12 protein-coding genes and 1 pseudogene are annotated in these 14071 nt (G+C 37.8%); 2 read left to right on the forward strand and 11 right to left on the reverse strand.

Annotation, left to right across the window (positions count from 1 at the left end; all coding sequences use genetic code 11):
- Positions 1–120: 120 nt before the first annotated feature.
- Both recU and AC4PG8_RS07695 read left to right on the forward strand, forming a co-directional pair.
- Entirely contained in the window at positions 121–726 is a 606-nt protein-coding gene (recU, locus tag AC4PG8_RS07690) for a Holliday junction resolvase RecU (protein WP_003769387.1), read from the forward strand.
- 31 nt (positions 727–757) lie between these two features.
- On the forward strand, positions 758–3238 hold the full coding sequence (locus AC4PG8_RS07695; protein WP_185505148.1) for a penicillin-binding protein 1A: 2481 nt from the start codon (positions 758–760) through the stop codon (positions 3236–3238).
- A gap of 46 nt (positions 3239–3284) precedes the next feature.
- On the opposite strand, the gene AC4PG8_RS07700 is transcribed toward AC4PG8_RS07695, so the two are convergent.
- From AC4PG8_RS07700 to AC4PG8_RS07750, 11 genes and pseudogenes are all read right to left on the reverse strand, one after another.
- Positions 3285–3773, reverse strand: coding sequence for a YpoC family protein (locus AC4PG8_RS07700; protein ID WP_003769392.1), 489 nt, complete (start codon positions 3771–3773; stop codon positions 3285–3287).
- On the reverse strand, positions 3766–4425 hold the full coding sequence (gene nth / locus AC4PG8_RS07705; protein WP_003767529.1) for an endonuclease III: 660 nt from the start codon (positions 4423–4425) through the stop codon (positions 3766–3768). The genes AC4PG8_RS07700 and nth overlap by 8 nt, the downstream gene beginning before the upstream one ends.
- A gap of 10 nt (positions 4426–4435) precedes the next feature.
- Positions 4436–5155 carry a DnaD domain-containing protein gene (locus AC4PG8_RS07710; protein ID WP_033532911.1) on the reverse strand — a complete coding sequence of 240 codons (720 nt, stop codon included), beginning with the start codon at positions 5153–5155 and terminating at the stop codon, positions 4436–4438.
- A gap of 144 nt (positions 5156–5299) precedes the next feature.
- A complete protein-coding gene (gene asnS / locus AC4PG8_RS07715; protein ID WP_003763069.1) occupies positions 5300–6592 on the reverse strand; it encodes an asparagine--tRNA ligase in 1293 nt (430 codons plus the stop codon).
- A 13-nt stretch (positions 6593–6605) separates the two neighbouring features.
- Positions 6606–7787: a pyridoxal phosphate-dependent aminotransferase gene (locus tag AC4PG8_RS07720; protein WP_033532910.1), complete on the reverse strand. Its 1182-nt coding sequence runs from the start codon at positions 7785–7787 to the stop codon at positions 6606–6608.
- Between the two features lie 22 nt (positions 7788–7809).
- Positions 7810–8395, reverse strand: a pseudogene (locus tag AC4PG8_RS07725) (cell wall elongation regulator TseB-like domain-containing protein).
- A 44-nt stretch (positions 8396–8439) separates the two neighbouring features.
- Positions 8440–11226, reverse strand: a complete 2787-nt coding sequence (gene dinG, locus AC4PG8_RS07730; RefSeq protein ID WP_185540693.1) for an ATP-dependent DNA helicase DinG — start codon at positions 11224–11226, stop codon at positions 8440–8442.
- 96 nt (positions 11227–11322) lie between these two features.
- The gene (panD, locus tag AC4PG8_RS07735) at positions 11323–11706 is read right to left on the reverse strand and encodes an aspartate 1-decarboxylase (protein ID WP_003763077.1); all 384 of its coding nucleotides are present in this window, start codon (positions 11704–11706) and stop codon (positions 11323–11325) included.
- Between the two features lie 3 nt (positions 11707–11709).
- Positions 11710–12567 (reverse strand): pantoate--beta-alanine ligase, encoded by an 858-nt coding sequence (panC, locus tag AC4PG8_RS07740; protein WP_003769403.1) that lies wholly within the window; start codon positions 12565–12567, stop codon positions 11710–11712.
- Positions 12568–12570: 3 nt separating this feature from the next.
- Complete coding sequence (gene panB, locus AC4PG8_RS07745) at positions 12571–13404, reverse strand: 3-methyl-2-oxobutanoate hydroxymethyltransferase (RefSeq protein WP_185325068.1); 834 nt, start codon at positions 13402–13404, stop codon at positions 12571–12573.
- 166 nt (positions 13405–13570) lie between these two features.
- Positions 13571–14044 carry a thioredoxin family protein gene (locus AC4PG8_RS07750; protein ID WP_010991706.1) on the reverse strand — a complete coding sequence of 158 codons (474 nt, stop codon included), beginning with the start codon at positions 14042–14044 and terminating at the stop codon, positions 13571–13573.
- Positions 14045–14071 lie beyond the last annotated feature (27 nt).

A 14071-nucleotide genomic window follows, 5' to 3' on the forward strand; every position in this document is an offset into this window, starting at 1 on the left:
AGTTTCATGCCAGAAAGAGCTATTTTGCATTTAATTGATACTATCATTTTCATTTTTATTTGTTATAATAGATGATAGTCTGAAATTCAGAATAGAAATTTTCTGATAGAGGTGAAAAAAATGGCTATTGGTTATCCCGGCGGCAAGAAGTATACAGCGAGTCATGAAGGACTTCCTTCAAAAAAACGGAAAACTCCTGTAACTTATGGTAAGCGAGGTATGTCTTTAGAAGATGACTTGAATGATACAATTGCGTATTATTTAGCCCACGACATCGCAGTCATCCATAAAAAACCTACCCCTGTCCAAATTGTCAGTGTGGACTATCCAAAAAGAAGTAGTGCCAAAATTAAGGAAGCCTACTTCAAAACACCATCCACAACAGACTACAATGGTGTTTATAAAGGAAAATATGTTGATTTTGAAGCAAAAGAAACGCAAAATACAACTTCCTTTCCACTCAGTAATTTTCATGATCACCAAATGACACATATGGCAAATGTCTTAAAACAAGATGGCATTGTTTTTGTCATTATCGCTTTCCAAAAACTTGGAGAAACGCATTTCATTCCTTTCGAAAAGTTTTATCCGTTTTGGGAACGCATGCAAAGTGGTGGAAGAAAATCAGTCACTATAAGTGAAATACAAGATGTATCAGACCAAGTTCCTTATGGTCTAAATCCAAGGCTTGACTTCTTGCAATCCATAGACAAATTATACTTCTAGTCAAACCTTTTTTAAAGGAGAGAGATTTTTAATGGCAGATAAACCGCAGACAAGATCTCAGTATCGCAAAAAACCAAAGGGTAGCTCTAAAAAAGCCCAACCAAAACGAGGAAAACGTGTAGTAGTTAATATTTTCAAAACGATTTTCTTTGTAGGGTTATTTTTAACTTTCTTTGGTATTGCGGCTGGTGCAACTATTTTTTATGATTATGCAAAAGATGCACCTAAACTGACCGACTCCAAACTGCGTGATCCACTTTCATCCAAGTTACTTGATAAGGATGGCAAGGTTTTCGCAGAAGTTGGAACCGAACGGCGGGAATATATTGAATACAAAGATATACCTGAAACACTTAAAAACGCCATTCTAACAACAGAAGATGCGCGTTTTTACGAACATGATGGGATTGACCCTATCCGTCTTGGCGGGGCTGTTGTAGCCAACGTTACTGACGGCTTTGGTGCAGAAGGTGCTAGTACTTTATCCCAACAAATCATTAAGATGTCTTATTTGGATTATACAAAAAAGACCCTTGCACGAAAAGCGCAAGAAGCATGGTTAGCACTTCAACTAGAAGAAAAATATAGCAAAAACGACATTCTCGAAATTTATGTCAATAAAGTCTATATGTCTGACCGAGTGCACGGTATGCAAACAGCTGCCGAACATTACTTTGGTAAAAATGTAAAAGATCTTACATTAGCCGAAACTGCACTTCTTGCTGGGATGCCTCAAAGTCCTAACAATTACAATCCATACGATCACCCAGAAGCAGCTAAAAAACGTCGTGATCAAGTTTTAACCAATATGTACACGCATGACAAAATTTCTAAAGAAGAAATGACTACCGCACAAAAATCACCAATTACAACTGGACTTCGCTCGAAAAAAGATCGTGAAGACAAAATTTATAAATACGATTCTTACGTAACACAAGTATTGAGTGAAATTCCTAAAGAATATGATGTCTATCGTGATGGCTTAACGATTTATACGGCACTTGATCGTGACGCACAAGAATATACAGAGAAAATGCTAAATACAAACAAAGTTGTTAATTTCACGGATGATGAAATGCAAGCCGGAATTGTTCTTCAAGATACTAAGACCGGTCGTGTCCAAGCAATTGGTGGCGGACGTAATCAAAAAGTAACTCGTGGATATAACTATGCCACTCAAGTAAAACGTTCGGTAGGTTCCACGATGAAACCTATTGCCGATTATGGTCCAGCTTTTGAATATTTAGATTGGTCAACTGCTCATATTTTAGAAGATGAACCTTATACGTATACTGGCGGAACCCCTATTAATAACTGGGACTTCGGGTATAAAGGACCAATTTCCGTACGACAAGCGCTTTATGATTCAAGAAACATTCCAGCACTTAAAACATTACAAGCAGTTGGACTTGATAAATCCGAGCAGTTTGTTAATAAACTTGGTATCACCTATGATAAAGGACAAAATGTAGAATCCAATGCTATCGGTGCAAACAGTTCTAATCCAATGCAAATGGCTGGAGCTTATGCTGCCTTTGGTAATAAAGGGATTTACAATAAACCTCATACAGTAACAAAAATCGTCTTATCTGACGGACAAACTGAAATCGATACAGAACCAAGTAGCACAGTAGCAATGAAAGAATCTACTGCTTATATGGTTTCTGATGTTCTAAAAGATGTTCTTTCTGTCGGAACAGGTACGACAGCAGCTGTACCAGGAGTTCCTGCCGCTGGTAAAACAGGTACAACAAATATTCCACCTGAATTCACTTCGAAGTACTACTACCCTAGTGGTGCTGCCCGTGATTCATGGTTTGCTGGCTATACAACCAATTATTCTATCGCCGTCTGGACAGGCTATGACGATAAGAAAAAATATGTATCAGCGAGTGAACAAAAGATTGCACAACGCATGTTTAGTAAACTTATGGCTCATGTATCTGCCAATAAAACAACAGCAGATTTCAAAATGCCAAGTAACGTTGTATCCGTTCCAATTTTAAAAGGTAGCAACCCAATCGCTCGTGCCGCAGAAGGTACGGCAAGCGATAAAGTAAGCTACGAATTATTCTTGTCAGGAACAGCACCAACTAAAACCGCTTCGACACCAGAAGATGAGAAGAAAAAAGCGGAAGAAGAAGCTAAGAAAAAAGCCGAAGAAGAGAAGAAGAAAACAGAAGAAGAGAAAAAGAAAGAAGAAGAAGCTAAGAAAAAAGCAGAGGAAGAGGCTAAGAAAAAGGCTGAAGAAGAAGCCAAAAATCTTACTGCCCCTGCCGGCCTAAGAGCAAGTTATGATGCTAATTCTAAACAGGTTAATGTTTCTTGGTCGCCGGTAAATGGCGCAACCTATGAAGTAAATGTCAATGGTTCAACCACAACCGTCTCTTCCACATCTGTATCTGTAAGTGGTGGTAACCCTGGCGATACCGTATCAATAAATGTCGTCGCCGTAAAAGATGGCAAGCGAAGTCCTGCCGCCTCCACTACAGTTAGAATTCCAGATAGTTAATTGAATAACAAAAAGCGAGGAAGAGATTACTCTTCCTCGCTTTTTATTATCTTTTAGCAATTAATTTCCGCTGTTCTAATACTAATTCATTTAACTGACGAAATCCTAAGAAAGTATTACCACGTTTTAAAACGTATTCTAGTCGTTCCTCCAAATTCAGTGGCTTTGTCTCAAGCGTTTTAATTTGCTCTGTTAAATTATCTAATTGAACTGGCCGATGATTACTCCAAAACAGAATAGATAGAAAAATACCAAGCGCATCTCTTACAATAACCGGAGATGGTTTTTGATGCACTTTTAAATCAGCTTCCATACTTTCTGCTAAATTAGTCATATGTTTTGCTAATTTACGGCAAGCTCGGTCCGTTTCATTTTTCCAAGGAATGACTCCTTCTCCTTTTGTGAAAAATTGTTGTTCTTGCCAAAATGGTAAGCCACTTACGTAAATTGATTCAGGATCATATTCTTCTGCAATTACATCTGGCGCTGGAAAGTCTGGATGGGTTAATTCTACTGCATATTTAAATTCAGCCATCAAATCCCCTCACTTTCGCTTGTTTTTTTCCTTCTCTACATAAATAAAGTAAAGGGCATGTCGGACATTCTGGGTTTCTTGCTTTACAATGGTATCTTCCGAAAAAAATCATGTAATGGTGCGCATCCGACCATAGTTCTTTTGGAAGTTTTCGTTTAAGTGTTTCTTCTACTTCTACAACAGAATCTTTCCATCTACAAATACCAAGACGCTTACTAATTCGCTCTACATGCGTATCAACTGCGATTGCTGGGATGCCAAAGCCAACTGATAATACAACATTGGCTGTTTTTCTACCGACACCTGGTAAGCTTTCTAGTTCCGCATGTGTCCGAGGAACTTCTCCGTTAAATTCAGCGAGAATTTTTGCAGATAAGCCTTGAATATTTTTTGCTTTATTTCGGTATAAACCTATCGAACGAATATCATCCATTAATTCTTCTAATGGTACAGCTAAATAATCTTCTGGTCGGTGATATTTTTCAAAAAGTGAAGCTGTCACTCGATTGACTAAAACATCTGTACACTGGGCGGATAATACAACTGCAACCAGTAACTCAAACGTATTTTTATGGATTAGTTCGCAATGTGCTGCTGGAAACATTTTCGCCATTTCTTCTATGCATAATACGGTTTGTTTATTTGATAACAATTTGTTTACGTCACCCTTTTCTTTTTTCGAGCCAGTCGTATAATGGAATCGACCCTGCACTTTTTTTGACTTCGCTTTGATTAATCGTTTGGCTAGTTCGGCCGTTTTGATGAAATTCTTCTGCTACTCGTTTGGCATCTTCTGTTGTCTTAACGCCTTGTTTCGACCAATTAAGTAATATCCTATCAATATAGCGGAAATTTAATTTTTGTGAAATAACTGCTTCTTTAAGAGCCTCCTTGATTAAATCAGGGCTCGTTCTATCTTGGTCAACCCATGCAGATAACATTTCTGCTTCCATTGGTGAAAGTGGTCTGCCGAATTCCGCTTCGAATAAACTGTACAAATTCGTTTGTTGCTCCACTTCTTGATCTTGTCTATTATCCGCTTCGATATTTTCGTAAAATGCGACTAATTTGCCCCAAAGCGGTTCTAAATTATATTGTTCAGAAATCATTAATGAATTATCTTTACTTTGTTCAATAGCAACCACGCCTTTTTTAAGCAGTGAATCCATTGTTTTAATAGTATCTTCCAGTCGAAGTGTTGTTCTATCTGTTAACATCTCCATCGAAGGAAAAAATTCTGCTTCTGCTGCAAATGATTGTATTTGAAGTAAAAGTACTAATTCATTTTCATTTAGGCCAATTGCTGCATAGTTTTTTACTAATACTTGCGGCAAAGTTACTTGCCCTTCAGCCATCCATTTCCCAAGCATTTTATGATCCATTTTAAACACCTCACTCCAAAATTATAACATGGTTTTCAAGGGAAAAATATAAAAGTAATGAGAAAATCACTAAATCAATTGGAAAAGCTGTTTTTTACTCGGTAGAAATAAAAAAGTGAAGCCAATAGATGGCTTCACTTTTTCTTAAGGATATAAACGGTTAAGTAAGCGTGGGAATGGAATTGTTTCGCGAACATGTTCTGTTCCGGAAATCCAAGCTACCGTACGCTCTAAACCAAGTCCAAAACCAGAATGTGGTACAGAACCGTAACGAGCTAAATCAAGATACCAGCTATATGCTTCTTGGTCTAAATCGAAATCTTCCATTCTAGCTTGTAGTGTTTCTAAATCATGAATACGTTCAGATCCGCCAATAATTTCTCCGTATCCTTCTGGAGCAATCATATCGGCACATAAAACAACTTGATCGTTTTCTGGATCTTCTGGCATATAAAATGGTTTAATTGCTTTTGGATAATGTGTAATAAACACTGGTTTTTCGAAGCTATCCGCAATCGCTGTTTCATGCGGTGCTCCGAAATCATCTCCCCAAACAATGTCATCAAAGCCTAATTCGTGTAAACGTTCAATTGCTTCTGTATAAGTAATACGCGGGAACGGTGCAACCATTTTTTCTAAATGACTCACATCACGTCCAAGGCGATCTAGTTCTAAGCGACAGTTATCAAGTACTGCTTTTACTAGGAAAGCCACATAGTTTTCTTGAACTTGTAAGCTATCTTCTAACTTGTAAAACGCCATTTCTGGTTCAATCATCCAGAATTCAATTAAATGACGACGTGTTTTTGATTTTTCAGCACGGAAAGTCGGGCCGAATGAGAATACTTTTCCGAAAGCCATTGCTGCTGCTTCCATATATAATTGTCCACTTTGAGAAAGAAAGGCATCTTCATCAAAATATTTCGTATGGAATAGTTCGGTTGTTCCTTCTGGTGCACTACCAGTTAAGATAGGTGGATCAATTTTTAGGAATCCTTCTTTATTGAAAAATTCATAACTAGCGCGGATAATTTCATTACGGATTTTCATGATAGCGTGTTGACGATTAGAACGTAACCATAAATGACGGTGATCCATTAAAAATTCCGTGCCGTGTTCTTTCGGTGTAATTGGATAGTCATGCGATTCGCTAATTACTTCTACGCCAGATACAGCCATTTCATAACCAAATGGGGAACGTGTATCTTCATTAATTGTACCTGTTACAAATAAGCTTGTTTCTTGTGTTAAAGCTTTGGCAGTGGCAAACATATCGTCGCCAACTTCTGCTTTTACGACAACCCCTTGCATAAATCCTGTTCCATCACGTAATTGTAAGAAAGCAATTTTCCCACTTGAACGCTTATTCGCAAGCCATGCTCCAATAGTTACTTCTTTTCCGACAAATTCGGATGCTTGATTGATTGTAATTTTCACTTGTCTACACTCCCTATTTCATAAAACTTTTGATTCGATTTATAGCTTCTTGGAATAAGTCTGGATTTGTTGCATAAGAAAGGCGTATATAATCGGGCATTCCGAATCCTGAGCCTGGAATGACTGCGACTTTCGCTTCTTCTAAAAGAGCTGCTACAAAGGCATCTACATCCTGAAAACCTTTTTTATGTGCCGCTTCTTTTACTTCAATAAAGAAATAAAAAGCGCCATCTGGTTTTTTGGGTTTAAATCCTGGAATACTACTTAGTTCTGGATAAAAGCGTTCCATTCTCTCTTCAAAAGCTTTGTACATTTTTTCTGGAACTTCTTGACTACCAACATAAGCTTCCAGCGCTGCATACTGAGCATTCGCAGTGGGGTTACTTGTTAAATGGTCCGCAAGTTTACTCATCCCAGCGATAATTTCTTTATTTGCAGCTGCGTAACCAATCCGCCATCCAGTCATGGAATAAGCTTTGGATACACCATTAATTACGATAGTTAAATCATATAAACGGTCACTCAAGCTAGCGATAGAAACTAAATCCGCTTTGTTTCCGTAGTATAATTTCTCATAGATTTCATCAGATAAAATGTAAATCTGATGTTTTTCAGCAACTGCGCCAATTGCAGCTAATTCGTCTTTTGTATAACACATGCCAGACGGATTGTTGGGCGAATTCAACACAATTGCTTTTGTTTTTTCAGTGATAGCATGTTCAAAATCAGTTGCTGATATTTTGAAATCTGCATCAAAGCCAGTTTCGACAAATATCGGAACTCCGCCAGCTAATTTTACTTGTTCTGGATAAGTAACCCAGTATGGAACGGGAATAATGACTTCATCGCCAGGATCCAAAATCGTTTGAAACGCAGAATATAATACATGTTTTGCCCCTGTACCTACAAAAATCTGATTGGTTTCATAGGTTAATGACTGGTCTTTTTTGAGCTTATCCACAATTGCTTGTTTAAGTTCGAGTATTCCGCTTGAAGGAGTATATTTTGTGAATCCCTTATTCATGGACTCAATAGCTGCATCGATAATATTTTGCGGGGTATTAAAATCTGGTTCCCCAGCACCTAATCCGATAACATCAATTCCTTCTTGTTTCATTTGTTTTGCTTTTGCCGTAATCGCGAGTGTTGGCGACGGGGCAACTCCTTTGACACGTTTTGACAACGGTAAGTCCATTTTATTCCCTCCTCCAGTTTAATTACAAATTCTCAATTTCTCTGTACCATTCACCTGTTTCAAAGTTAATGTCAAAGTAATTTAGCTTGTCGTTTTTGTCTAGATACGCTACTTCCCAAATAGGTGTTTCTTTTTCCATGCCTAAAGTGACATGCAAAATTTTTGCTGGATTCTTTTCTTTTACTACTTTGTCGCGTGCTTGACTTTCTGTAATACCATCAGATGCGAATTTAACATATACTTTGTCGGATTTTTTCTTTGGAACCCAGACAATGATTTTCTTATCTTTACTGTTTTTGCCAGTTAAGACATAATAAACTTCTTTCGGACCATTGTATAAATAAAATTTATCTGTGGTCTTTAAATCAACTTGGCCACTTATTCGGTCTAAAGCTTCTGTTTCTGCGTTGGTTACTGGTTTTTCTGCCTGTCTAAAGTACAGAAAAGCCGCCACGATAAGCACAATAATTATGCCGAGAATAATCGCTATCCATTTGCCAATCTTACGGTTAGGTTTTCTATTTCGCAAAATAATCTCGCTCATTTCTATTTCTAAATTACCGGAAAATTACCCGGCGATATGCATTTTCATTTTCGCATAGATACATTATAGCAATAGCAGCCATAGATTTGAAGTCATATTAGGAAAAATTTAACCTTCCTTAAAGAATTCACTAACTTCTTCCAGTAAATCAGCTTGATTTCCTTTTAAAATTGGTGCACTAGGAATAGACTCCAAAAAGGTTTTCCCAAATCTCGTAGTATCGACCCGATTATCAAACACAAAAACAATGCCGCGGTCCGATTCGCGTCTAATTAACCTACCAAACCCTTGTTTAAAACGCAAAACGGCTTCTGGTAAGGAATAGGTTTGAAATGCATTTTCACCGCGCTCTTTTCGAAGAGCAATTTGCGCTTTCGTGTAGGGATCATCCATCGGCGCAAACGGAAGCCTAACAATCACAAGACATGATAAATCTTCTCCTGGAATATCAATCCCTTCCCAAAAACTCGTTGTCCCAAGTAAAATTGCTTTATCAAACATTTGGAACTGCTTGGTTAAACGTGCGGCGCTTCCCGCTGAAACCCCTTGCGCGAGAACCACATATTCTTCTAATGATTTTTCATTTTTCATATGATAATACGTTTTTTGCAACATTTCTGAGGCTGTAAAAAGAACTAACATCCGCCCCTTTGTTTTCACAGCTATATGACGAATATATTTAGCTAGTTCCGCCGTATAACGTTCAATGGGTGTATCTTTAATTGGCGGCATATCATCAGGTATCATCACACGCGCATTTTCTTTATAATCAAATGGCGATGGAATACGTTTTTCAACTAGCTGTTCCTTTTCTAAGCCAAGACTTTTTCGCAAATAGTCAAATTTTCCATTTACAGTAAGGGTTGCTGAAGTCATAATGACACTTTCTTTTTTAGCAAAAAATTCTTTGCCAAGCGTTGGTTCGACTTCCATAAGTACCGCTTTCAGACGAATACTAGAGATAGAATGGTTTTTATCTGCTTGCAAATAGATAGTTAGAATAGGTGATTTTTTATGAAGCATTTGCTCTAGTTGTTTAACAATATTTTTCCAATCAAGTAAAAAGGCATACATTTCTTCTAAAAAAGCGCTCTCGGCTTCACCTAGTTCATTTTCTTCTCGTTTACCTTGCGCGAGTAAAGTTTCCATATTTTTTTCAGATTCTTGAAGTAAGCGAAGTACTTTTTCAGCAGCATAATATATCGCGTCATTCCAAGCGTCTTTTTCACTATTTTCAACTAAAACAACTTCTTGTAAGTTTTTACGTGCGTAATTCAGTTGCATTTTTAGGAGGGTAAAAAATTCTTCTACTGCCTCGCCTAACTTCATCGCAGCAATATCTAAGTCATATAAACTATCCGCTTCTGGAAAAGCCATTGCTAGCCTTGTGAGTAATGAATATTTTTCAAGAGAACCAAGCTGATTTAAAAAATATTTTAGTTTACGATAGGAAAGAATAAAACTACCTTGTGTTCTAGCGCTATCAGCAAAATGGTGGGCCTCATCAATGACCGCAAACGCATACTTTGGCAATGTCTGTCTTCCAGAAAAATGATCGCTCAAAAGAAGCGCGTGATTCACAATAACTAAATCAGCATTTCTCGCCTGTTCGATGTTGAATTTATAAAAATCATGTGCCAACCAAGGATCATGTTTTTCAGATAAAAACCACCCAGTATGCTTCATACGGTTCCAAAATAGCTCTCCGCCACTCGATAAATTGACTTCATCAATATCACCGGTTGTGGTTTCAGTTAGCCAAACGAGTAGTTTTAGTTTGGTTACAACGACATCGTATTGCGGGTCGACTTCTTGAAGCAATTGTTCGAATTTAAATAAGTTCAAATAGTGATCCCGACCTTTAAGTAAACTCGCTTTCACTTCAAAACCAGTTAGTTTCGTTAAAAGTGGTACATCTTTTTCGAATAATTGTGCTTGAAGTAGATTCGTATATGTACTTATTACCACAGGTAGTTCAGCTTGTTTTGCTTGATAAATAGCTGGTAAAAAATAGCCCAATGATTTCCCAATACCTGTTCCTGCCTCAATTAGAGCATGTTTTCCTGATTTCATAGCTTGGAAAACTAGATTCATCATTTCAAACTGACCACTTCTTGCATAAAGTGGGGCTCCTGCTTTTTTAAATAACGCCATTTTCGCTTCATCAGTCTCAGGAAATTCAAGCAAATCTGCTCGACTATAGGTTGGTTTTTTAACCTCTTTTTTTCGAATTACTAGACCACGGTGTTCGGTAAAAGCTGGATCAAGTGGTTTATTTTCTCGTTCTTTTTTCATTTCTATTTCAAATAAAAGCTCTGGTAAGTAACTTTTTAGGCTCCCTGAAATAGTTGCCATTTGCCGAATAATCGGAAGTGGTAAATTTTCGAGTTTATCTAATAACAATAAAAGTAAATCTGCGGTTACTTCCGCATCACTATCTGCGCGGTGTGGTTTGTCATGCCCTAGACCAAATTCATCTGATAAGTCTTGTAATTTATAGCTATCAATCCCAGGATACATAATACGCGCAAGTTCAACAGTATCTAGCTTTTTCATTTTGCCTAATGAAATTCCAGCACGTGTCATTTCTCGTTCTAAAAAAGTCCAATCAAACGAGACATTATGCGCTACGAAAATAGTATCTTCTAACAGACTAGCAATAATTGGTGCCACATCTTCAAATAGTGGAGCATTCTTCACATCTTTTGGAGAAATCCCCGTTAACTCTTGAATAAAAGCAGGAATTGGCTTTTCTGGATTTAAAAAAGTGGAGTATGTTTCCAGGCGTTTTCCAGATTCAACAAAACATGCAGCGAATTGAATAATGCGGTCTTCTCGTGAAGCTTGGTTTCCTGTTGTTTCTAAATCAACGACAATATAACGCTTCTTTTTCATTTGCTCCACCTCTTTCCTTCACTGCTTTTATTCAAAAATAACGTTTCAAACAAACGAGTAGCTTGAGCAGAAATCCGCTCAAGCTCCCCGAATTGCTTATAAAGTCGTATGCGCTTTTTCTTCTGGAAGAATCATTTCAATATGATTTTTTTCGTCTAATACCACAATTTTGGGTTCATGTGTTTTTGCTTCTTCCGACGTAAACATCCCGTAGCTCATGATAATAACCACATCGCCAACTTGGACGTGTCTTGCAGCAGCTCCATTTAGGCAAATCACACCGCTACCTGGCTCACCTGGGATAATATACGTTTCAATTCTTGCGCCATTATTATTATTTACAATTTGAACTTTTTCGTTTGGAAGCATATCCACCGCTTCTAAAATAGCAGAGTCAATCGTAATACTTCCTACATAATTCAGATTGGCTTCTGTTACAGTCGCTCGGTGAATTTTGCCATTCATCATAGTTCTAAACATTTTTTACCGCCTCTTCACATTTATTAATTCATTATCGATTAAACGAGCTTTCGAATATTTCACTGCCGCAGCTATAATTATGCCCTTAGTCCAATCTGTTACCGGAGTAAATTCAGGATAAGAATATAACGCTAGATAGGCGATTTTCTCGTGAGATGTTTGCTCATTAATTTTGTCTGTCATAACTTGCACTATTTTCGCTTCATCTGTCTCGCCAGAATCAATTAATTGCCGACCAAGTTGTAAAGCAGCGTGAATAACTGGCGCTTCTTTACGTTCGGTTTCTGTGAGGTAGACATTTCGCGAACTCTTCGCAAGTCCATCAGCCTCTCTAACTGTAGGAATGATTCGCAAATTCACCGGGAAAAAGTAATCTTCTACAAGGCCGGAAACTACCGCTACTTGTTGGGCATCTTTTTGACCAAAATAAGCATTATCTGGATTTACTAAATGAAATAGCTTCGTTAAAACTGTAACTACACCGTCAAAATGGCCTTCCCTGTCAGCACCATCAAGTACGGAAACGCGTTTAATGACGTGCAATTTCGTTGCTAATTCAGTTGGATAGATTTCCTCAACTGTCGGCACAAATAAAATGTCGACGCCACCTTCTTCAGCAAGCTTTGCATCGTGTGCTTCATCGCGCGGATAGGCGTCAAAGTCTTCGTTAGGACCAAATTGGGTTGGATTTACAAAGACGCTCATAACGACAAAATCCGTTTCTTTTCTTGCATGGCTTACAAGCGTCATATGCCCTTCATGTAAAAAACCCATTGTTGGCACGAAACCGATTGTTTTATTCGCTTTTTTTTGTTTTAAAATTGCTTCTTTAAGTTCTTGTCTATTTCGAATGATTAACATTGGCTATTCCCTTCCATAAAGGCCTTTTAAGTCTTCTTCGGCCATTGTAAAGCTATGTTTCACTTCTGGAAACGCTAGTTCTTTTACGTCACTCACATAGTTCTTGAGTGCTGGTTCAATAGTTTCGTCAATATCCGCATAAGCTTTCACAAATTTTGCTCGGCGATTGATGCCATAACCGATTATGTCGTGGTATACAAGTACTTGACCGTCTGTTTCTAAACCAGCTCCAATACCAATAGTTGGAATAGTAAGTGCCTTAGTTACTTTTTCAGCTAGCTGACGAGGAATTGCCTCAAGAACAATAGCAATAGCTCCTGCTGCCTCAACCGCTAACGCATTGTCAATCAACTCTTGCGCTTCTTGAACTGATTTAGCGCGAACTTTATAGCTTCCTGTTAAGCCAACACTTTGTGGCGTTAAGCCAAGATGAGCGACAACTGGTGCACCGGCTTCTGTCAAACGAGCAATTTTGTTAACAACTTCTCCTGCGCCTTCTAGTTTTACAGCATGTGCGCCGCTCTCTTGAATAATCTTACGTGCGTTTTGAATAGTTTCATCTACTGAACCGTGATAAGTCATAAAAGGCATATCCGTTACAACAAAAGTATTTGGCGCCCCTCGTTTCACAGCTTTCGTATGATGAATCATATCATTCATTGTTACTGGTACGGTTGAATCGTAGCCTAATACTACCATTCCAAGTGAATCACCAACTAAAATCATATCTGCTTCTGCTTGTTCTACATTCTTAGCAGAAGGGTAATCGTAAGCGGTAATCATCGTGATTTTTTCTCCGTTTTCCTTCATAGCAAAAAAGTCTACTGGTTTTTTCATTTTCTTAGCTCCTTTTCGTCCCTGTTAAATGAATTAATCAAGGCAAAAAACAAATTTTTGTAAGTAGCGTTAGTATGATCCGGTAAAGGTATCATCCATTCTTTGCTACCATATGTATAATACCATAAATAGATGCTTACTTAAAGTATGTAAATTGAAGAGAGGTTTACTCTGAAACCTCTCCGCTCACTTTATTCATCCAATTAGTTAACTTCGCTGGTTCATCTGTTGCAGCATAAGTAGATGCTACTTTACCGTCCTTTAAATATACCATTGTCGGAACGGAATCAATGTCCATCTTTTTTAAAAGAGCAATCATATCATCTCGGCTTTTTTCAGATGCTTTGTCAGTATTGTAATAAGCCATTTTTTGATCTGGTTGTCTTTTTTCAAGTTCTTTCTTTAAAATAGGTTGGAACGCTTGGCAGTCTTCGCAAGTTGGACGCCCAACATAGACAAAGCCAGTTGTTTTGTCAGCCATTTTTTGTTTAAAGTCTTTCGTGGAAATTGTATTTAAAAAGGTTGCACTCTCTTTTTCGGTTTGCTTTGTTTTCTCTTCTGTTTCTTTTTTATTATCGCCACATGCCCCTAAAGTGAGAACTACGGTAAACAGTGCTAATAATAATATAATTTTTTTCATAACAACGACTCCTTCGTGCTTATTGTA

It is taken from the genome of Listeria sp. MAN/IMW/UF555, assembly GCF_058684075.1.

Excerpts from the sequence above, each read along its gene's own strand:
- recU (WP_003769387.1), top strand. The coding sequence starts at position 121 with ATGGCTATTGGTTATCCCGGCGGCAAGAAGTATACAGCGAGTCATGAA.
- dinG (WP_185540693.1), bottom strand. The coding sequence starts at position 11,226 with ATGAAAAAGAAGCGTTATATTGTCGTTGATTTAGAAACAACAGGAAAC.
- panD (WP_003763077.1), bottom strand. The coding sequence starts at position 11,706 with ATGTTTAGAACTATGATGAATGGCAAAATTCACCGAGCGACTGTAACA.
- AC4PG8_RS07720 (WP_033532910.1), bottom strand. The coding sequence starts at position 7,787 with ATGGACTTACCGTTGTCAAAACGTGTCAAAGGAGTTGCCCCGTCGCCA.
- AC4PG8_RS07710 (WP_033532911.1), bottom strand. The coding sequence starts at position 5,155 with ATGGATCATAAAATGCTTGGGAAATGGATGGCTGAAGGGCAAGTAACT.
- panC (WP_003769403.1), bottom strand. The coding sequence starts at position 12,567 with ATGTTAATCATTCGAAATAGACAAGAACTTAAAGAAGCAATTTTAAAA.
- AC4PG8_RS07750 (WP_010991706.1), bottom strand. The coding sequence starts at position 14,044 with ATGAAAAAAATTATATTATTATTAGCACTGTTTACCGTAGTTCTCACT.
- AC4PG8_RS07700 (WP_003769392.1), bottom strand. The coding sequence starts at position 3,773 with ATGGCTGAATTTAAATATGCAGTAGAATTAACCCATCCAGACTTTCCA.
- panB (WP_185325068.1), bottom strand. The coding sequence starts at position 13,404 with ATGAAAAAACCAGTAGACTTTTTTGCTATGAAGGAAAACGGAGAAAAA.
- AC4PG8_RS07695 (WP_185505148.1), top strand. The coding sequence starts at position 758 with ATGGCAGATAAACCGCAGACAAGATCTCAGTATCGCAAAAAACCAAAG.